This window comes from Micromonospora carbonacea (assembly GCF_014205165.1).
Classification (GTDB): domain Bacteria; phylum Actinomycetota; class Actinomycetes; order Mycobacteriales; family Micromonosporaceae; genus Micromonospora; species Micromonospora carbonacea.
The window spans coordinates 651512-669187 of the sequence record NZ_JACHMZ010000001.1 but is presented as its reverse complement, the minus strand read 5'-3'; the positions used below and the strand labels follow the sequence as shown (position 1 = coordinate 669187).

Annotated in this window: 21 protein-coding genes and 1 pseudogene; 9 read left to right on the top strand and 13 right to left on the bottom strand. The window is 72.8% G+C overall.

Translation table 11 applies throughout. The features are described 5' to 3' along the window. Nucleotides 1-9 precede the first annotated feature (9 nt). Together HDA31_RS03090 and HDA31_RS03085 are read left to right on the top strand one after the other, a co-directional pair. Nucleotides 10-1926, top strand: coding sequence for a fumarate reductase/succinate dehydrogenase flavoprotein subunit (locus HDA31_RS03090; RefSeq protein WP_178066356.1), 1917 nt, complete (start codon nt 10-12; stop codon nt 1924-1926). Next, complete coding sequence (locus tag HDA31_RS03085) at nt 1926-2990, top strand: succinate dehydrogenase/fumarate reductase iron-sulfur subunit (protein ID WP_178066357.1); 1065 nt, start codon at nt 1926-1928, stop codon at nt 2988-2990. Before HDA31_RS03090 ends, HDA31_RS03085 begins: the two co-directional genes overlap by 1 nt. Nucleotides 2991-3115: 125 nt before the next feature. Here the strand turns inward: HDA31_RS03085 and HDA31_RS03080 are convergent, their stop codons facing one another. Continuing rightward, nucleotides 3116-3556, bottom strand: coding sequence for a (deoxy)nucleoside triphosphate pyrophosphohydrolase (locus HDA31_RS03080; protein ID WP_043965766.1), 441 nt, complete (start codon nt 3554-3556; stop codon nt 3116-3118). 183 nt (nt 3557-3739) lie between these two features. On the opposite strand from HDA31_RS03080, the gene HDA31_RS03075 reads away from it, so the two are divergent. Then, nucleotides 3740-4048: a 4a-hydroxytetrahydrobiopterin dehydratase gene (locus tag HDA31_RS03075; protein ID WP_074472620.1), complete on the top strand. Its 309-nt coding sequence runs from the start codon at nt 3740-3742 to the stop codon at nt 4046-4048. Nucleotides 4049-4086: 38 nt separating this feature from the next. Then, complete coding sequence (locus HDA31_RS03070) at nt 4087-4449, top strand: PH domain-containing protein (protein ID WP_043965760.1); 363 nt, start codon at nt 4087-4089, stop codon at nt 4447-4449. Between the two features lie 93 nt (nt 4450-4542). Here the strand turns inward: HDA31_RS03070 and HDA31_RS03065 are convergent, their stop codons facing one another. The 3 genes from HDA31_RS03065 to HDA31_RS03055 form a co-directional block, all read right to left on the bottom strand. After that, nucleotides 4543-6381 carry a hypothetical protein gene (locus HDA31_RS03065; protein ID WP_246384137.1) on the bottom strand — a complete coding sequence of 613 codons (1839 nt, stop codon included), beginning with the start codon at nt 6379-6381 and terminating at the stop codon, nt 4543-4545. A gap of 355 nt (nt 6382-6736) precedes the next feature. After that, nucleotides 6737-6994, bottom strand: a complete 258-nt coding sequence (locus HDA31_RS03060; protein ID WP_178066359.1) for a hypothetical protein — start codon at nt 6992-6994, stop codon at nt 6737-6739. Beyond that, nucleotides 6994-7314 carry a DivIVA domain-containing protein gene (locus HDA31_RS03055; protein ID WP_178066360.1) on the bottom strand — a complete coding sequence of 107 codons (321 nt, stop codon included), beginning with the start codon at nt 7312-7314 and terminating at the stop codon, nt 6994-6996. The genes HDA31_RS03060 and HDA31_RS03055 overlap by 1 nt, the downstream gene beginning before the upstream one ends. A 146-nt stretch (nt 7315-7460) precedes the next feature. Between HDA31_RS03055 and HDA31_RS03050 the strand changes: the two genes are divergently transcribed. Next, nucleotides 7461-7871, top strand: a complete 411-nt coding sequence (locus HDA31_RS03050) for a GntR family transcriptional regulator (protein WP_178066361.1) — start codon at nt 7461-7463, stop codon at nt 7869-7871. A gap of 131 nt (nt 7872-8002) precedes the next feature. Further along, nucleotides 8003-8722, top strand: coding sequence for a SanA/YdcF family protein (locus HDA31_RS03045; protein ID WP_178066362.1), 720 nt, complete (start codon nt 8003-8005; stop codon nt 8720-8722). 166 nt (nt 8723-8888) lie between these two features. Here HDA31_RS03045 and HDA31_RS03040 read toward each other — a convergent pair whose 3' ends face one another. From HDA31_RS03040 to HDA31_RS03005, 8 genes are all read right to left on the bottom strand, one after another. Continuing rightward, nucleotides 8889-9224, bottom strand: a complete 336-nt coding sequence (locus HDA31_RS03040) for a glyoxalase superfamily protein (protein WP_178066363.1) — start codon at nt 9222-9224, stop codon at nt 8889-8891. Between the two features lie 40 nt (nt 9225-9264). Further along, nucleotides 9265-9891 carry a histidine phosphatase family protein gene (locus tag HDA31_RS03035; RefSeq protein WP_043965748.1) on the bottom strand — a complete coding sequence of 209 codons (627 nt, stop codon included), beginning with the start codon at nt 9889-9891 and terminating at the stop codon, nt 9265-9267. 53 nt (nt 9892-9944) lie between these two features. After that, nucleotides 9945-10472 carry a dihydrofolate reductase family protein gene (locus HDA31_RS03030; protein WP_178066364.1) on the bottom strand — a complete coding sequence of 176 codons (528 nt, stop codon included), beginning with the start codon at nt 10470-10472 and terminating at the stop codon, nt 9945-9947. 150 nt (nt 10473-10622) lie between these two features. Then, nucleotides 10623-11018 carry a PIN domain-containing protein gene (locus HDA31_RS03025; protein ID WP_077938391.1) on the bottom strand — a complete coding sequence of 132 codons (396 nt, stop codon included), beginning with the start codon at nt 11016-11018 and terminating at the stop codon, nt 10623-10625. Beyond that, the gene (locus HDA31_RS03020) at nt 11015-11254 is read right to left on the bottom strand and encodes a hypothetical protein (protein WP_178066365.1); all 240 of its coding nucleotides are present in this window, start codon (nt 11252-11254) and stop codon (nt 11015-11017) included. Before HDA31_RS03020 ends, HDA31_RS03025 begins: the two co-directional genes overlap by 4 nt. Nucleotides 11255-11326: 72 nt before the next feature. Beyond that, the gene (gene ychF / locus HDA31_RS03015; RefSeq protein WP_074472611.1) at nt 11327-12412 is read right to left on the bottom strand and encodes a redox-regulated ATPase YchF; all 1086 of its coding nucleotides are present in this window, start codon (nt 12410-12412) and stop codon (nt 11327-11329) included. Nucleotides 12413-12496: 84 nt separating this feature from the next. Further along, a complete protein-coding gene (locus tag HDA31_RS03010; protein WP_178066366.1) occupies nt 12497-13234 on the bottom strand; it encodes a Type 1 glutamine amidotransferase-like domain-containing protein in 738 nt (245 codons plus the stop codon). Nucleotides 13235-13352: 118 nt separating this feature from the next. Then, the gene (locus HDA31_RS03005; RefSeq protein ID WP_176734748.1) at nt 13353-13874 is read right to left on the bottom strand and encodes a MarR family winged helix-turn-helix transcriptional regulator; all 522 of its coding nucleotides are present in this window, start codon (nt 13872-13874) and stop codon (nt 13353-13355) included. Between the two features lie 92 nt (nt 13875-13966). Between HDA31_RS03005 and HDA31_RS03000 the strand changes: the two are divergent. Then, nucleotides 13967-14737, top strand: a pseudogene (locus tag HDA31_RS03000) (EamA family transporter); the annotation flags it as partial. Between the two features lie 236 nt (nt 14738-14973). Here the strand turns inward: HDA31_RS03000 and HDA31_RS32860 are convergent. Further along, entirely contained in the window at nt 14974-15432 is a 459-nt protein-coding gene (locus HDA31_RS32860; protein WP_311774332.1) for a hypothetical protein, read from the bottom strand. 254 nt (nt 15433-15686) lie between these two features. Between HDA31_RS32860 and HDA31_RS02995 the strand changes: the two genes are divergently transcribed. Together HDA31_RS02995 and HDA31_RS02990 are read left to right on the top strand one after the other, a co-directional pair. Further along, nucleotides 15687-17111 carry an AlkA N-terminal domain-containing protein gene (locus HDA31_RS02995; RefSeq protein ID WP_178066369.1) on the top strand — a complete coding sequence of 475 codons (1425 nt, stop codon included), beginning with the start codon at nt 15687-15689 and terminating at the stop codon, nt 17109-17111. Continuing rightward, nucleotides 17108-17674, top strand: a complete 567-nt coding sequence (locus HDA31_RS02990) for a methylated-DNA--[protein]-cysteine S-methyltransferase (RefSeq protein WP_178066370.1) — start codon at nt 17108-17110, stop codon at nt 17672-17674. Before HDA31_RS02995 ends, HDA31_RS02990 begins: the two co-directional genes overlap by 4 nt. The last annotated feature ends 2 nt before the right edge of the window (nt 17675-17676 follow it).

Here is a 17676-nt window from a genome sequence, read left to right as displayed (position 1 = left end):
GGGCCTGACATGACGACCACGAATCGCATCGAACGACACCACTACGACGTCGTCGTGATCGGGGCCGGCGGCGCCGGCCTGCGCGCGGCGATCGAGGCCCGGCTCGCGGGCAAGAAGACGGCGATCATCTCGAAGTCGCTGTTCGGCAAGGCCCACACCGTGATGGCCGAGGGCGGCGCGGCCGCCGCCATGGGCAACGTGAACAGCCGGGACAACTGGCAGGTGCACTTCCGCGACACCATGCGCGGCGGCAAGTTCCTCAACAACTTCCGGATGGCCGAACTGCACGCGAAGGAGTCGCCGCAGCGCATCTGGGAGCTGGAGACGTACGGCGCGCTGTTCGACCGCACCAAGGACGGGAAGATCTCGCAGCGCAACTTCGGTGGCCACGAGTACCCCCGGCTGGCGCACGTCGGCGACCGGACGGGCCTGGAGCTGATCCGCACCCTCCAGCAGAAGATCGTCTCCCTCCAGCAGGAGGACAAGGCCGAGTTCGGCTCGTACGACGCCCGGATCAAGGTGTTCGCCGAGACGACGATCACCGAGCTGCTGCTCGACGGCGACAAGGTCGCCGGGGCGTTCGGCTACTACCGGGAGTCCGGCGAGTTCATCCTGTTCGAGGCCCCGGCCGTGGTGCTGGCAACGGGCGGCGTCGGCCGGTCGTACAAGGTCACGTCGAACTCCTGGGAATACACCGGCGACGGGCACGCGCTGGCCCTGCGCGCCGGGGCGACGCTGATCAACATGGAGTTCCTCCAGTTCCACCCGACCGGCATGGTGTGGCCGCCCTCGGTGAAGGGCATCCTGGTCACCGAGTCGGTGCGCGGCGACGGCGGCATCCTGAAGAACTCCGACGGCAAGCGGTTCATGTTCGACTATGTCCCGGACGTGTTCCGCAAGCAGTACGCGGACAACGAGGCCGAGGCGGACCGCTGGTACAAGGACCCGGACAACAACCGGCGTCCGCCGGAGCTGCTGCCCCGCGACGAGGTGGCCCGGGCGATCAACAGCGAGGTCAAGGCCGGTCGGGGCACGCCGGCCGGCGGCGTCTACCTCGACATCGCGTCCCGGCTGCCGGCCGAGGAGATCCGTCGTCGCCTGCCGTCGATGTACCACCAGTTCAAGGAGCTGGCCGACGTCGACATCACCAAGGAGCCGATGGAGGTCGGGCCGACCTGTCACTACGTGATGGGCGGCGTCGAGGTGGACCCGGACTCGGGCGCCGCCTACGGCACGGTGCGCGGGCTGTTCGCCGCCGGTGAGGTGTCCGGCGGCATGCACGGCTCCAACCGGCTCGGCGGCAACTCGCTGTCGGACCTGCTGGTCTTCGGCAAGCGGGCGGGCGGCCACGCGGCGTCGTACGCCGATCAGTTGACCTCGCGCCCGAAGGTGTCGATCGGCGCGGTCGAGGCGGCCGTGGAGACGGCGCTCGCGCCGTTGCAGCGCGACACCGGGGAGAACCCGTACCACCTCCAGCAGGACCTCCAGGCGGTCATGGGGGATCTGGTCGGGATCATCCGCCGGGAGGGCGAGCTGGCCGACGCGCTGGTCAGGCTGACCGAGCTGCGCGAGCGGGTGGCGAAGGTCAGCGCGGCCGGCGGGCGGCGCTACAACCCGGGCTGGCACCTCGCGCTGGACCTGCGCAACATGCTGGTGGTCTCGGAGTGCACCGCGAAGGCGGCGCTGGAGCGGCAGGAGTCGCGCGGCGGCCACACCCGGGAGGACTTCCCGGCGATGGACCCGAAGTGGCGCATGGTGAACCTGGTCTGCGCCCTGGACGGCGACACGGTGCGGCTGACCCACAAGCCGCTGCCGAAGATGCGCGCCGAGCTGGTCGCCCTGTTCGACCGGGCCGAACTGGCCAAGTACCTGACCGACGAGGAGCTCGCGGACTTCGACGCCCTCGCTGAGGAGGCGGGCAAGTAATGGGAACCAAGCGTCACTTCAGGATCTGGCGGGGCGACGAGAGCGGCGGCGACCTGCAGGACTACCAGGTCGAGGTCAACGAGGGCGAGGTGGTCCTCGACGTCATCCACCGGCTCCAGGCCACCGACGCGCCGGACCTGGCCTGCCGGTGGAACTGCAAGGCCGGCAAGTGCGGCTCCTGCTCGATGGAGATCAACGGGATGCCCAAGCTGGGCTGCATGACCCGGATGTCGACCTTCGAGGAGGCCGAGACCGTCACGGTCACCCCGCTGCGCACGTTCCCGATCATTCGGGACCTGGTCACCGACGTCTCGTTCAACTACGAGAAGGCGCGGGAGACCCCGGCGTTCGCGCCGCCGGCCGGCGTGGCCCCGGGCGAATACCGGATGCAGCAGGTCGACGTCGAGCGCTCGCAGGAGTTCCGCAAGTGCATCGAGTGCTTCCTGTGCCAGAACGTCTGCCACGTGGTCCGCGACCACGAGGAGAACAAGCAGGCGTTCTCGGGTCCCCGGTTCTTCATCCGGGCCGCCGAGCTGGACATGCACCCGCTCGACGCGAAGACCGACCGCAAGGAGTACGCGCAGGCGGAGCAGGGCCTCGGCTTCTGCAACATCACCAAGTGCTGCACCGAGGTCTGCCCCGAGCACATCAAGATCACTGACAACGCGATCATCCCCATGAAGGAGCGCGTGGTCGACCGCAGGTACGATCCCCTGGTATGGCTCGGTAGCAAGATCTTCCGGAGGGGTCAGGTGCCTCAGACCAGCGTGACCAGCGCCTCGCACAGCGGCGCCGTGCACTCCCACGCCGCCGCCGGCGGGGTCCACTCGCACGCGGGTGGCTCCCACGACCAGGCCGCCGAGGCGCAGGCCCAGGCCGGCGTCAACTGGCACCGCGAGGTGCCGAAGCCGACCGCCCCGGCCGTGGACGACAACGGCAAGCTGCCGCTGACGGAGCTCACCTTCGACCGGGCCGCCGCGCCGTCGCCGTTCGGCGACGACGTGCAGTTCCCGCTGCCCCCGGAGCACCTCAACTTCGCCCACCCGGAGCAGGACAAGCACTGACCACGGCGAGACGGCGGGGGCTGGCGGCGCAGGCCGCCGGCCCCCGCCGGCGTTTCCGGGGTCGCCCGCCTGGTCCTGCCGCCCCTGCTGCCCGGCTGTCCCCGCTTCCCTGCTGCCCGGCGGCTTCAGTCGGCGGCGAGCAGGGGGCGCAGGGCGGCGACGATGGGGGCGTCGGCGGGCAGCCAGGTCACCGTGTCCAGCTCGGCCGCGGAGAGCCAGCGCAGCGCCGAGTGCTCCAGGGCCTTCGGCCGGTCGCCGTGCAGCAGGCGGGCCGCGTACACCTTCAGCACCGAACGGCCGTGGGCCATCCGCACGTTGCGGCCGACCCGGTCGCCGATCTCCACGCGTACGGCCAGCTCCTCGGCGCACTCGCGGACCAGGGCGGCGGTCTCGCTCTCGCCCGGCTCGACCTTGCCGCCGGGGAACTCCCACATGCCGGCCACCTCGGGCGGGGCCGACCGGGCGCAGGCCAGCACCCGCCCGTCGGCGATGATCGCCGCGCCGACGACCACCTTCGGGTCGCGTCGCTCGGTCTGTCCGCTTTCGTTAGCCCGTTCGGTCCGCACGGGCTCCCAGCGTGCCAGATCAATAGGCGGTTTGGGTACCGTGGCCGTCCGCTAGGCCAGTAGAAGTGGGAAGTGTGGGCGTGGACACACCCTCCGTCGGACGACAGACTGGGGTTACCGACTTAGACACGGGACGGCGACGATTTGGCCACAAGCCGGCAACGACGCCTGGGAGGTGCGGTGATGCGGGTGCTGTTCAGGAGCCGGGCGAAGCACGACTACCTGAGCGACGCACTCACCCTGCTGACCGGGTGGACCCGCGAGGGCGAGCAGATCCGGCGCACGCTGGTGATCGACGACACCCAGCACGCCGCGCTGACCGAACGGGTGAAGGTGGTCGCCGACGCCCTGCGCCTGCGCCCCGAGATCAGCCGCCGCGAGGACCGGACGCAGATCCGGGTCGGACACGGCGACGGCGCGCCGCTGAGCGAGGGCGAGGTCCTGCTGGCGGCCCGCATCGAGGACGCGTACCGCACCGTCACCGGCTCCTGAGCGGTCGCCTGTTTGGCGAGCCCGCCTACCGTGGGGTCATGGCGAATGCGACATACGACCGCAAGGAGCAGTTCCAACAGATCCAGAGCGGCCTGCTCACGGGTGAGCAGATCATCGCCGTCTACGACGCCGTCGGCACCGGCACCGGGTTCATCGGCCTCACCGACCGGCGGGTGATCATCCAGGACCGCTCCTTCGTCGGCAAGCGGTACGCGATCACCAGCATCCCCTACTCGAAGATCACCAGCGTGAGCGTGGTGAGCAACAAGTCGTGGGGCGGGGAGTTCTTCTCCACCGGCTCGATCGCCATCCACGTCGGCACGCACACGTACGAGGTCGAGTTCCGGGGCGCGCAGAAGAGCCACCACGTGCACAACGTGATCCTGCACTACATCTCCTGAGCGGGCCCGAGGCCGACTCCGGCCCCCGCCCCGCCGCCCCGAGCCCGCCCCGGTGGGTCGCCCGGCAAGCCGGGCGACCCACCGGGGTCAGGGTCAGCTCCAGGTCAGCTTGAGCAGTTCCCAGCCGCCTTCCGGGATGTCGTCGGTCGGGTCCGTACGCAGGTTCATCGGGTTGCCCATGCCGAGGTAGAGGGTCTTCCCGTCAGTGATCATGGTGCGGAAGCCGTAGTTGAGCTGGTTGCCCAGCCCCTTCGTGTCCACCGCCGTCGCCGGGTGCAGGTTCGAGTCGAACATGAACAGGTCGCCGCCGTAGAGCTCCGGGTCGATCGTGATCGGGTCCAGCCCGTCGCTCAGCCCCTCGACCGCGCCGCTGAAGCCCATCTGCGCCGCCGTCTGTGGCAGCAGGTCCTTGGCGAGATAGCTCCAGTCCATCGTGCCGACGAAGAGCCGGCCGTCGGTGACGGCCATGGTCCAGGTGTAGTTCGTGTAGATGTTGCCGAACCCCATCCGCCCGAACTGCGCGCTGTAGCCGGTGGACATGTTCTCCCAGCCGCCCGCGCCGGCGTTCGCCTGCGCGTTGTAGACGGGCAGTTGCGGCTCGCCGTAGAGCAGGTCCACGTCCTCGATCAGGTCGATCCCGCCGAGGAGCGGGCCGAACCCCCGGCCCCGGAAGATGCTGACCGCCCGCTGGGTGTTCTCCAGCGTGTCCCGGGCCGCGTACTCGTCGGCCGGCGGGTACATGGCGGCGACCACGCTCGTCGACTTCATCGGCACGTGCATCGTGCCCCAGTAGAGGTAGCCGCCGTAGGAGACCAGCGCGCCGAGCCCGTAGGTGGTGGCGATCAGCGGATCCGGCTCGTACTGCTGGACGCTCCAGACCTGCTCCCAGCCGGTGACGTCGTCCGTGGTCAGGCCGGGCGCGCCGTTCTTCAGCGGCGGGCTCATCCACACCCCGGCGATGGTGGGGTCGACGTCCTGGATCGGCCGGACGCCGAGGCGTTCGAGCAGCGGGTCGAGGACGGTGTGCGGCGGGTTTCCGCCCGCCGACCCACCCGCTGAGCCGCCCGCCAGCGAGCCGCCGCCGCTCCACGCCGACCAGGTGCTGACGAAGATCCGGCCGTCGTGCTCCGTCAGGTCGGCGATCTGGGCCGGGAGCTTGCCGACCTCGACGAAGTTGAACGGGTTGGTCCGGTCGCCGGCCCAGCGCAGCAGGTATCCGCCGTCCTTGCCGTTGGCACCCACCCCGACGCCCGCGTAGAGGACGCCGTCGGCCACGAGGAAGTGGCGGATGTTGCCGTATTTGGTGAAGTTGGCCGAGCCGAGATAGTCGCCGGTGACGGTGTCGAAAGCGAACATGTTGACGGTCGCGCCGAGGGCCGGCCCGGCAAGGAAGACGACTCCCTGGTTGGTCCCGCCGGCCCGCAGTCCCAGCGTCCGCTTCAACCGGTTCAGGTCGTCGGTCGACCGGTTCTTGATGACGTCCGTCTTCTCGGTGAGCACGCCGGAGGCGAGATCTTGGACGTAGACCCGGGGTTGCCGGTGATCGCCGACATTTGTCGGCATGGTCGGATTCTGCACCACGATCTGACTGCTCGCGTATTCGCACACGTAGTCGTCGTACAGCCGGGGCGTCGGCTGGGCGAGAGTGGTGCCGGCGACGATGCAGTTCACATTCGCCCCGGTGCCGAACCACAGCCGGCCGTTCGCCTGGGCGAGCGACCACACGTACGCCTGGTTGACCTTGGCCTGACCCTGCGCGCAGGGCGGCCCGGCCGGATAGGGCACCCCGACCCCGGCGAAGCACTCGTCGGCAGTGGCCTTGGCCAGCAGTTGGTGCCGGAAGGTCGGCGTCGAGTCCGGCAGCAGCACGCCGCGCCCGGCACCCGCTGCGGACGGGACGGCGGCGAGAACCGGCAGGACGCCGAGCAACACGGCGGACAGTAGACGCCATCGAGACATTCTGGGCCGATGCATCGCTAACCTCTCCTCAAACGAAGCCCATTAGTAGTAATGCACGGCAATGGCATCGATCATCGAAAGCCGCAGCCACCACGGGGACGGAGGCGTGGTCGCCAGTGACAGCAATCGGCGCACGAGCATTGCCCGCAATGCATCTTGGTGGCGATTCGACACAGCGGCTCTGGTGGATAGCTTGCTCCGATTTCGAGCGCCCATAGCGTACCGTCGGCGACCGCTCTTGTCAGCCACCCAAAGGCACCGGCCGACCACCGGGAGCTTCGTAGTCGAATTCCCCGAATGCCGGCAATCCGAGCGGCGGTCGCCTGCCTCAGCGAGCCGGACGGCGGGCGCAGGGGCCGTCGTGGTCGGCGCGGAGCAGGCAGCGCCGGCCGCCGGGCAGCCGCAGGTCGCAGAAGACCCGATGCCGTACGCCCTGCTCGTCCTCCGCCGACACGGTGGTCTCCCCCGGGTCCGCGCAGGAGAGCACGCCCACCCAGCGGGCCACCACCCGGGCGAGGCGCACCGCGCCGGCCAGGTCGACGGCGAGCACGGGCAGGTGGATGACGTACCGCCCCCGGTCCGCCATCAGCGTCGGCCCGCGTGGGGTTGGCGGGCGCGCTCGGCCCGCAGGCGGCGCACCTCGCCGCCGAGCCGCACCGCCTCCAGCCGGGCCGCCCGCAGCGCCTCGTGTTGGGCGGTCAGCTCGGTGGCCAGCCGGTCCAGGAACGCCCGCACCTCCCCCGGGTCCAGGCCGCGTCGCCCGAACCGGGCCGCCCGGAACCGCTGGGTGCGCACCTGCCAGGGCTGCAACGGCACGTACGCCGAGGGGCGCGGGCCGGGCGCGGCCCCGAACCTCCGCGACGCCCACCCGGCACCACCGTCCCACCTGAAGAACCCACCCACCATCGCCCCGCTCCTTCGCCTGACTGCTCCGGGTTTCCGTCCCAACTGGGGGAGCAACTGAAACCATAGCCATGGAGCCTTATGGCCACAAGGCCTTGTTGCCATATAGCCAAGAGGAGTCTCGCCCACGAGGCCACCACGCTGATGCCATGACCATCGATCCGCGCTCCCACACGCCCGTCTACGTGCAGCTCGCCGACCTGCTGCGCGAGCGGATCGAGGCTGGCGATCTCCCGGCGGGCTCGGCGATCGGCAGCGAGACGCAACTGATGCAGGAGTACGGCATCGGGCGGGACGCGGTCCGGATGGCGATCTCGACCCTGCGCTCGGAGGGGCTGGTCACCACCAACCGCGGCCGGGGCAGCCTCGTCCGGGAAGCGCCTCCGCGGCGGCGGGTGGAGTTGGCGCCGGGGGCCACGGTCGTCGCGCGGATGCCCAGCGGCACCGAGCGCCGGGCCATGCAGCTCGACGAGGGCGTGCCGGTCCTGGAGGTACGCGGCCCGGACGGCGGCGTGGAGGTCCTGCCCGGCGACGAGGTCGAGCTGACCCGCCCGGCCTGAGGACCCCGAACGCGCTTGATCCACACCATGTCGGGGACATGGTCCGGTCGGGGGCCGGTTGATACCGCGATGTCCCCGACATGGAGTTGATCAACGCTCAGTCGCGCGGATGATCGGGAATACTCGTACCCATGCGGCGTCGACTGTCCACCCTGATCGGCAGGCTGCGCACGGCCGGGGGCGCGCGCTGGCGCTGGCTGCGCCGCGCCCTCGTCGCGGGCGTCGTCGGGGCGGCGCTGCTGACCGGCGGCACCGTGGCCAGCGTGACGTGGATCCGCGCAGGCGCGCAGGGGCACGTCTTCGCCGAGGCGGACGTCCCGGAGGCCCCCGTCGCCCTGGTGCTCGGCACGAAGGTGCATCCGGACGGGACGCCGTCGCCGTTCCTCACCGCCCGGCTGGAGATCGCCCGGCGGCTGTTCGTCGCCGGGAAGGTGCGCGCCATCCTGCTCTCCGGCGACAACATGAACGCCGACTACGACGAGCCGACCGCGATGCGGCGCTGGCTGCTCGACAACGGGGTGCCGGCAGAGAGGATCGTGCTGGACTACGCGGGCTTCGACACGTACGACTCGTGCGCCCGCGCGAAGCGGATCTTCGGGGTGGAGCGGGCCACGGTGGTGACGCAGTCCTTCCACCTGCCCCGCGCCGTGGCGGTGTGTCGGCGGCTCGGCGTCGATGCCAGCGGGGTGGGCGACGACACCGCCCGCGCGTACGCCAGGACGTGGCAGGTCAGCTCCACCCGGGAGTACGGGGCCTGCGTGAAGGCCGCCGTCGACCTGCTCTCCGGCCGCGACCCCGCGCACCTCGGCCGCCGCGAGACCGGCGTCGACGACGCCCTGCGCGGCGCCTGAGCCGGGCTCGTCCCGCCGACCGCTCGTCCCGCCGACCGCCGGACGGCCGGGCCGGGTGTTCGGCGCGGAAGCACAACCGGTGCCCCGCCCCGGCACGCCGGCGTCTCCCGACCCTGGACAGTCGTCGTCGGCCGGTGACGCCGATTGTCCAGGAACGCGGGCGGGATCAGGCGGGGACGGTGCCGACCCGGATGCGGTTGCCGTCGGGGTCGGTCAGGTGGAACTCCCGGCCCCAGTCCCGCTCGGCGATCTCGACGCCGCCGCAGTCCGCCGCGACCGCGTCGACGTCGTCGACGTACAGGTAGAGCGAGGTGCCCGGCCGGGCGTCCCCCGCGTGCTCCGACAGGTGCACCTCGATGCCGCCGCGCGCGATGCTCACGTATCGCGGCAGCTCCGGCGCGAACCGGTGCTCCCACTGCTTGCGGAAGCCGAGCCGGGCATACCACCCGGCGGTCGCCTCCGCGTCCGCGACCCGCAACACGGGTGCCAGTCGTTCCGTCATCCGCACAGTGTGCACGTCAGGACCGACACCCCCGAGGGCTTCAGGAGACGTCGCTGAAGCGCCGCAGGGTCCAGCGGGGCGGCGGCCAGCCCGTCGGATCGCCGTCGGTGGTCCACTCGGTGATCGAGGCCGGCGCCACCTCCATGTCGAACGCCCGGAACAGCGGCTGGGCGGCGAGCGCGTGGAAGGACGCCTCGACCGTCTCGGTGTGCCCGACCAGCACGGCCGTGCCGCCCCAGTGCCGGTGCGCGATGTCCATGATCGCGCGACTGACGCGGACGACCAGCTCGGCCCAGCTCTCGTTGCCCTCCTCGAACGGCCGGAACACCCCGCCGCCCTCGACGGCGTGCTCGGTCTGGAACTGGGCGGTGGGCAGCCCGTCGGCGTACGGCGGGGTGTGCCAGGCGCAGAGCCCGCAGTCGGGCACCGGGCTGACGCCCAGCGCCTCGGCGATGGGCCACGCGGTCTCGACGGTCCGGCGCAGCACCGAGGAGTAGACCGCCACCGGCCCGGCGACGGCGAGTTCGTCGCGGAGCCGGTCGGCCAGCCGGCGCGCCTGCTGATGGCCAGAGTCGGTCAGTCCCCGGCAGCCACCGGGGCCGCCCACGACATCCTCGACCTTGTGCACCGACTCGCCGTGCCGGACGAAGAGGAGCCGAGTTCGCATCAGGACATCATGTCCTGCCCCGGGGCACCCTGTCGATCAAGCAGCGGCAACGTTCAGTACGCGACGCGGTACCAGTGGGCCGTCTCGCCGGGGATCGGCGTCAGTCGAACGGCAGGCCCGCCCGGGTCGTCGAAGATGCGCACCCCCGCGCCGAGCAGCACCGGAGCGAAGAAGATCAGAACTTCGTCGAGCAGCCCGGCGCGGACGCACTGGCGGGCGACGTCCGCGCCGAGGACGTTGACGTAGCGGTCGCCGGCGGCCTCCCCGGCCTGCGCCACGGCGCTGGGCAGGTCGCCGACGAACGTGATCCCCGGGTGCGGCTCGGCCGGCGGCCGGTGGGTGAGCACGAACACCGGCCCGTGGTACTGCCCGCCGAACGCGCCCTCCTTGTCGGTGCCCCGGTTGGGGTCGCCGCCGCCGAAGGTGCCGTTGCCGGCGAGGATCGCGCCGACCCCGGCCAGCAGGCGCTCCGCCGTCGGGTTCTCGCCCGTCAGGTGCTCGGTCAGCCAGGACATGTCGCCGCCGGGGCCGGCGATGTAGCCGTCGAGCGACGCCGTCGCCGAGTACAGCAGCTTGGCCATGGTGCTCCGTTCGTCGGTGGTCGGTCGGGTGGACCGCCGCCGGCCGGCGGACTCATCGGCGGAGCGGCCTCAGACGTTGAAGCGGAACTCCACCGGGTTGCGTCGCCGATCAACAGCTTGACGCACCGTCGCGGCCGTCGGAGAACCCACCTACAGCGCTATGGTCCGCACCCGCCTCCCGCACAGCTTGACCATGTCGTCGACATCGGAGGTCAGGACCGCCACCGGTGCGGGTAGCCGTAGCGCCACCTCGGCGACCATGGCGTCGATGGCGTACTTGTGCCCGTGTAGCCCGGCCGCCTTCAGCAGCCCGGCACTGCGACGGGCACTCTCCTTCGTCACCGCCTCGACTCGGATTCGGGACAGCAACCAGTTCAGCCGCGCGATGTCCAGACCGGAGTGGGAGACCTCGATGATGGTGGCCGCCGACATGGCGAGGTCGACCCCATCACGCTCCGCCTGCTCGAACAGGCGCATCACCTTTCGATCCTGGTCGATCCACCTTGAGAAACCCTGCGAGTCGAGCACCAGCGACTCAAGGCTCACGCCGCGCGCCCGATCTCCTCGGTTCCGTGCAACAGCGCCCGAGCCTCGGCCATCTCCTCGTCAGTGAACGCCCCGAGCTCGTCTTGGTAGCGGTCCAACTCCTCCCGGAGAAGTCTGCGCCGCTCGGCCCGCTCGGCCAGCTCGGTGAGGTAGCCGGAGACGTTGTCGGTGTGGGTCTTCATGCTCTCCAGCAGCTCTGCCGGCAGCGTGATGGTGACCTTCTTCGTCCTCGCCATTCACCGACCATACCACGGTGTTACCACCGCTGAGCGGAACCGATCCGAGCCGCGCGCATGACCTGACCGGCCTCAGACGTTGAAGCGGAACTCCACGACGTCGCCGTCCTGCATGACGTACTCCTTGCCCTCGATGCGGACCTTGCCCGCCGCCTTCGCCGCCGCCATCGAGCCGGCCGCGACCAGGTCGTCGTAGGAGACGACCTCGGCCTTGATGAAGCCGCGCTGGAAGTCGGAGTGGATGACCCCCGCGGCCTCCGGGGCGGTCGCGCCGACCGGGACGGTCCAGGCCCGCGCCTCCTTGGGCCCGGCCGTGAGGTACGTCTGGAGCCCGAGCGTGCGGAAGCCGACCCGGACGAGCTGGTCGAGCCCTGGCTCGGACTGCCCGATGGACTCCAGCAGCTCGCGGGCCTCCTCCTCGGGCAGGTCCACCAGCTCGGACTCGATCTTGGCGTCCATGAAGACCGCCTCGGCCGGGGCGACCAGGGCGCGCAGCTCGTCGAGGAACTCGGCGTTGGCCAGCTCGGCCTCGTCGACGTTGAAGACGTAGAGGAACGGCTTGGTGGTGAGCAGGTGCAGCTCGCGCAGGTGCTCCAGGTCGATCTTGGCGGGGGCCGCGCCGGCGTACAGGGTGGTGCCGCCGTCGAGGACCTCGACGGCCTGCTTCGCGGCGGTCACGGCGGCGGCCCGGTCCTTGCGGAGCTTGGCCTCCTTCTCCAGCCGGGGCAGCGCCTTCTCCAGCGTCTGGAGGTCGGCCAGGATCAGCTCGGTGTTGATCGTCTCGATGTCGTCGGCCGGGGAGACCTTGCCGTCGACGTGCACCACGTTCGGGTCGGAGAAGGCGCGCACCACCTGGCAGATCGCCGACGCGTCCCGGATGTTCGCCAGGAACGCGTTGCCCCGCCCCTGCCCCTTCGACGCGCCCCGGACCAGGCCGGCGATGTCGACGAACGACACCGGCGCGGGCAGGACCTTCTGCGAGGAGAAGATCTCGGCCAGCTTGGTCAGCCGCTCGTCCGGCAGCCCGACGACGCCGACGTTGGGCTCGATGGTGGCGAAGGGGTAGTTCGCCGCGAGCACGTCGTTCTTGGTCAGCGCGTTGAACAGGGTGCTCTTGCCGACGTTGGGCAGGCCGACGATCCCGATGGTGAGGCTCACGGCCGGCCAGTCTACGCGGCCGACCCCCGTCGGCTCCGGTCAGCTCGCCCCACCGGGTCACCGGCCGCCTCCGGTCGGCTCACCTCACCCGGCCAACAGGCGCGGCTCGATCCGGGTCTCCCGGACCTCGCCGTCGGCGGCGCGGGTGACCTCGTACGCGGCGACGCCCGGCCGGTCGGCGACCGCCTCGACCAGGCGGGTGCCCCGGTAGACCAGCCCGACGCCGTCGTCGGTGCAGTGGCTCGTCGGCAGCGTGCCGTCGGCGACCAGCGCGTGCATCAGGGGTCGCCGCTGCTCCTCGCTGTCGTAGTGCACCCCGTTGCCGTACGGCAGCCAGCCCAGGCCGTCGGTGAAGCCGCGCAGCCGGGGGCCGAAGCTGTCGGTGGCGCCGCCGAGGTGCCAGCAGATCGAGCCGGCGGAGACCCCGGCCAGCACCACCCCGGCCTGCCAGCACTCGTGCAGGATCTCGTCGAGGCCGTGCACCCGCCACACCGCGCACAGGTTGGCGACGCTGCCGCCGCCGACCCAGAGCACGTCCTGGGCGAGCAGGTGCGCCCGGACGTCGTCGACGTTCGGCATCGGGAACAACGCCAGGTGCGACGCCCGGAACCGGGTGCCGGCGAAGGCCGCGTGGACGGCGGCGATGGAGGCGTCCCGGTCGCCGACGGCCTGGCCGAGGTAGCACAGCCGGGGCTCGGGACCGGCCTCGGCCAGCTCGGCGGCCAGCTCGAAGACCGGCCCGGGGCGCAGGTCGTTCGGGCCGAGCCGGCGGCTGAGGAAGCCCATGCTGGTGGCGACGATGGTCGGTTCGCTGGCGGGCACGGCGGTCGGTCCTCTCCTCGGCGGGCCGCCGCGACGCGCGGCGGGCGCGCGGCACGGCCTCAGGGCGGGGTGGGGTCGGGGCGGGGTGTCAGGGGTGGGATGGGGTCGAGGGCGCGGGTCAGGGGCGGGGGCGGCGGCTGGTGGGGTCGGGGGCGGCAGCGGCGAGCAGCTCGCGCAGCAGCTCCGCCAGCCGCTCCTGGTCCCGTTGCGGGAGGACGTCGAGCAGCCGCTGCTGGGTCGCCAGCCCGGCGTCGGCGGCCTCCTCGGCGACCCGCCGGCCGGTGTCGGTCAGGGTCACCTGGAGGCCCCGCCGGTCGGCCGGATCCGGAGCGCGGCGCACGAGGCCGGCGCGCTCCAGGCGGTCGAGGCGGCCGGTCATCCCACCCGAGGTGAGCATCAGCCCGGCGGCCAGGGCCTTGGGTGCGAGCGTGTACGGGGCCCCGGCCCGGCGCAGGGCGGCCAGCACGTCGAACTCGCCCCGGCTGATCCCCCAGGCCGCGTACACCCGCTCCTGCTCGTCGCCGACCAGCCGGGCCAGGCGGTAGATCCGGCCGAAGACGGCCATCGGCTCGGGCCGCATCCCGGCGCGTTCGCGCCGCCACTGCTCGACGATGGCGTCGACGTCGTCCCGCTCGGTCACCCCGGCATTGTGCCGCACCTCGCATTGGCTCTGTCTGCTCGGTCGTGATTAGCTTAGTGGCAAGCTACTTAGTTGATAACGATTGGTGTCCCATGTCCCACCGCACCGCCGACCTGCTGGCCACCGCCGCCGCGCCCGCCGCCTGGGGCACCACCTATCTGGTCACCTCCGAGCTGCTGCCGCCCGACCGGCCGCTCTGGTCCGGGGTGGTGCGGGCCCTCCCGGCCGGGCTGCTGCTGCTCGCCCTGACCCGACGCCGCCCCCACGGCGCGTGGTGGTGGCGGGCCGCCGCGCTCGGCGCGCTCAACATCGGCGCGTTCTTCCCGCTGCTCTTCTACGCCGCGTACCGGCTGCCCGGCGGCACCGCCGCCGTGCTCGGCGCGGCACAGCCGCTGCTGGTCGCCGCGCTGGCCGTGGGCGCCCTCGGCGAACGCCCCCGGCCGCCGGCCGTGCTCGCCGCGCTCGTCGCCCCGCTGGGCGTGACGCTGGTCGTGCTCCGCCCCGACGCCGGCACCGACCCGCTGGGCGTCGCCGCCGGGCTCACCGGCACCGCCGCGATGGCGGCCGGGCTGGTGCTGACCCGCCGCTGGGGCCGTCCGGCCGGCGTCGGCACCCTCGCCGCGACGAGCTGGCAGCTCACCGCCGGAGGCCTGCTGATCGCGCCGCTCGCCGTCGCGGTCGAAGGACCGCCGCCGCCCGTCGACGGCCCGGCCCTGCTCGGGTACGCCTGGCTCGGGCTGGTCGGCACCGCCGCCGCGTACGCCCTGTGGTTCCGCGGCGCGGCGCGGCTGCCCCTGACCCAGGTCTCCGTGCTCGGCGCGCTGAGCCCGCTGACCGCCGCCGCGCTCGGCTGGCTGGCGCTGGGCCAGGCGTTGAGCGCGACGCAGCTCGCGGGCTTCGCCCGGGCGATCGCCGCCACCGTCGTCGGGCAGCTCCCGGCGCTGCCGGGCATCCGGCCCGGACGACGCGCCGCCGGCCACCAGCGGCCCCGCACGACGCCGCCCGCAGGCGCTTCGCCGCCCGCGCGCACGACGACCTCCGCAGGCGCGGCACCACCTCCGCGCACGACGACCTCCGCAGGCGCGTCACCGCCCGTCGGCTATCCGGGCTCGCGGCTGCCGACCCCGGAGAGCACGGCGGCGGCGAACTCCCGGCGGGCCGTCGGCGGCAGGCCCCGGGCCGCCGCGCCCGGCAGCGTGAACCGGTGCGCGGCCGACGGGCCGGCCGCCTCCGACTCCCCGAGCATCCAGCGCACCTCGTCGACCGTCCAGCCCAGCCCGGGGCGACCGGCGATCTCCCGCACCAGGCGCAGCCCCACCCGGGTGTCGTCGTCATAGAACCGCATGCACCAGTGGTGCGCCCACATGCCGAGCGCGCGCAGGCCGGGGGCGTCGAGCGAGGCGACGAGCCGGCCGCAGGCCGTGTCCGGGAACGCCCGCCCCGGGTCACCGGCCCGGTCCCGCTCCATCGCCCCGTACGCCGCCGGGGCGACCGCCCGCATCCGGTCGTAGAAGCCCTGGACCACCGTGCGGTCGAGCCGCGCCCGCCCCGACCGCATCAGCGGACCTCCCGCCCGACCAGGCTCGCCATCGCCGCACCCCTTCTTGAGTTGGTGGCGGGACGGTACCGGCCACGACCGACACTTTCCCGCCCGGTTTCGCCCGCCCCGGCACTCGCGGGCGGGCTGACCTGGAGCGCCGTTGTTAACAGGGGGCCCTTCCTCTACAGAAGGCGTTAACAAGGGGCCCTTCCTTGCAACCAGGTCCGAATTCCGCGAGCCGGGCGCCAGGAGGGCGGGGCAGTATCGGGGGCGTGGAGTTGGAGTTCGAGCGCTGCTACCGGGCCGTCGACAGCCGCGACCAGCGGTTCGACGGCTGGTTCTACACGGGCGTGACGTCGACCGGGATCTACTGCCGGCCGTCCTGCCCGGCGACGACGCCGAAGCGGCGAAACGTCCGGTTCTTTCCGTCGGCCGCCGCCGCCCAGTCGGCCGGGCTGCGGGCCTGCCGGCGGTGCCGCCCCGACGCCGCCCCAGGCTCGCCCGAGTGGGACGTCCGGGCGGACGTGGTGGGCCGGGCCATGCGGCTCATCGCCGACGGGGTCGTCGACCGGGACGGCGTGCCCGGGCTGGCCACCCGGCTCGGCTACACCGAGCGGCACCTGCACCGGATGCTCCGCGCCGAGCTGGGGGCCGGGCCCCTGGCGCTCGCCCGGGCGCAGCGCGCCCAGACCGCCCGCATCCTGATCGAGACGACCGGGCTCGGGATGGCCGAGATCGCGTTCGCGGCCGGGTTCGGCAGCGTCCGGCAGTTCAACGACACGGTGCGGGAGGTCTACGCCCTCGCCCCGTCGCAGCTACGGGCCGCCCGGGGTGGCCGGCCGACGCCGGGCGGGGCGGGCACGATCACGCTGCGGCTGGCGTACCGGCCGCCGTTGCACGCGGCGGCGCTGCTGGACTTCCTCGCGCTGCGGGCGCTGCCCGGCGTGGAGGAGGTGCGCGACGGGACGTACCACCGGGGGTTGCGGCTGCCGCACGGCGCGGCGGAGGTGGCGCTGACCCCGGCGGACGGCCACGTCTCGGCGACGCTGCGGCTGGCCGACCTGCGCGACCTGGCCCCGGCGGTGGCCCGCTGCCGCCGGCTGTTCGACCTCGACGCCGACCCGGTGGCCGTCGACGGCACCCTCGCCGCGGATCCCGCGCTGGCCCCGGCGGTGGCGGCCGAACCGGGCGTGCGCCTGCCCCGCGCCGTCGACGGCCTGGAGATCCTCGTCCGCGCCGTCGCCACCCAGCAGGTCTCGGTGGCCTCGGCCCGCACCACCCTCACCCGGCTGCTGCCGCCCGCCACCGCCGACGGCGGGTTGCGGGGCTTCCCCGACGCGGAGGAGCTGCTGGCGGCGGCCGACGGGGCGTTCCGGATGCCGGCGGCCCGGCGGGAGACGATCCGCGCCGCCGCGCGGGCCGTCGCCGACGGCACGCTCGACCTCGACCCCGGCGGGGACCGGGAGGAGGCCGTGCGGCGGCTCCTGGCGATCCCCGGGATCGGCGCCTGGACGGCCGGCTACGTGGCCATGCGCGCCCTCGGCGACCCGGACGTCGGCCTCACCACCGACCTGGCCGTGCGGCGCGGCGCCGCCGCGCTCGGCCTGCCCGACGACCCATCGACCCTCGACGCGTACGCCGGGCGCTGGCGCCCCTGGCGCTCGTACGCGGTGATCCGACTCTGGAGAGCAGCATGACCACCACCCTCGACGGCGCGGTCGTCGGCACCCCCGCCGGCCCGCTGAGCATCGTGACCGGCCCCGACGGGGCGGTCCGGGCGGCCGGGTTCACCGCCGAACCGGATTCGCTGCTGCCGCTGGTGCACCCCGGGCTGCGTGGCCCGGTGCGGCGGCGCGGCGACCTCGGGCCGGTGACCGCCGCCGTCGCCGCGTACCTCGACGGCGACCTGACGGCCATCGACCCGGTGCCCGTGCAGCAGCACACCGGCGGGGCGTTCCAGGCGCACGCGTGGCGGGTGCTGCGCGAGGTGGGGCCCGGTCACCCGGTCACCTACACGGCGTACGCGGCGCTGGCCGGGCGGCCGGCGGCGGTGCGCGCCGCGGCGGCGGCCTGCGCCCGCAACGCCGCCGCCCTGTTCGTCCCGTGCCACCGGGTGCTGCGCACCGACGGGAGCCTCGGCGGCTACCGCTGGGGGCTGGACGTGAAGCGCTGGCTGCTCGCCCACGAGGCCCGGACGGCGGCGGAAGCCGTTGCGGACAAAGAGAACTGCCGAAAGCTGACAGCATCAACCATCCACTGAGG

What these genes read in the sequence shown, in the direction of transcription:
- HDA31_RS03090 (WP_178066356.1), top strand. Translation starts at nt 10, where the DNA reads ATGACGACCACGAATCGCATCGAACGACACCACTACGACGTCGTCGTG.
- HDA31_RS03075 (WP_074472620.1), top strand. Translation starts at nt 3,740, where the DNA reads ATGCGGGTGCTGTTCAGGAGCCGGGCGAAGCACGACTACCTGAGCGAC.
- HDA31_RS03030 (WP_178066364.1), bottom strand. Translation starts at nt 10,472, where the DNA reads ATGGCCAAGCTGCTGTACTCGGCGACGGCGTCGCTCGACGGCTACATC.
- HDA31_RS03055 (WP_178066360.1), bottom strand. Translation starts at nt 7,314, where the DNA reads ATGGTGGGTGGGTTCTTCAGGTGGGACGGTGGTGCCGGGTGGGCGTCG.
- HDA31_RS03085 (WP_178066357.1), top strand. Translation starts at nt 1,926, where the DNA reads ATGGGAACCAAGCGTCACTTCAGGATCTGGCGGGGCGACGAGAGCGGC.
- HDA31_RS02990 (WP_178066370.1), top strand. Translation starts at nt 17,108, where the DNA reads ATGACCACCACCCTCGACGGCGCGGTCGTCGGCACCCCCGCCGGCCCG.
- HDA31_RS03050 (WP_178066361.1), top strand. Translation starts at nt 7,461, where the DNA reads ATGACCATCGATCCGCGCTCCCACACGCCCGTCTACGTGCAGCTCGCC.
- HDA31_RS03070 (WP_043965760.1), top strand. Translation starts at nt 4,087, where the DNA reads ATGGCGAATGCGACATACGACCGCAAGGAGCAGTTCCAACAGATCCAG.
- HDA31_RS03020 (WP_178066365.1), bottom strand. Translation starts at nt 11,254, where the DNA reads ATGGCGAGGACGAAGAAGGTCACCATCACGCTGCCGGCAGAGCTGCTG.
- HDA31_RS32860 (WP_311774332.1), bottom strand. Translation starts at nt 15,432, where the DNA reads ATGCGGTCGGGGCGGGCGCGGCTCGACCGCACGGTGGTCCAGGGCTTC.
- HDA31_RS03060 (WP_178066359.1), bottom strand. Translation starts at nt 6,994, where the DNA reads ATGGCGGACCGGGGGCGGTACGTCATCCACCTGCCCGTGCTCGCCGTC.
- HDA31_RS03040 (WP_178066363.1), bottom strand. Translation starts at nt 9,224, where the DNA reads ATGACGGAACGACTGGCACCCGTGTTGCGGGTCGCGGACGCGGAGGCG.
- HDA31_RS03045 (WP_178066362.1), top strand. Translation starts at nt 8,003, where the DNA reads ATGCGGCGTCGACTGTCCACCCTGATCGGCAGGCTGCGCACGGCCGGG.
- HDA31_RS03035 (WP_043965748.1), bottom strand. Translation starts at nt 9,891, where the DNA reads ATGCGAACTCGGCTCCTCTTCGTCCGGCACGGCGAGTCGGTGCACAAG.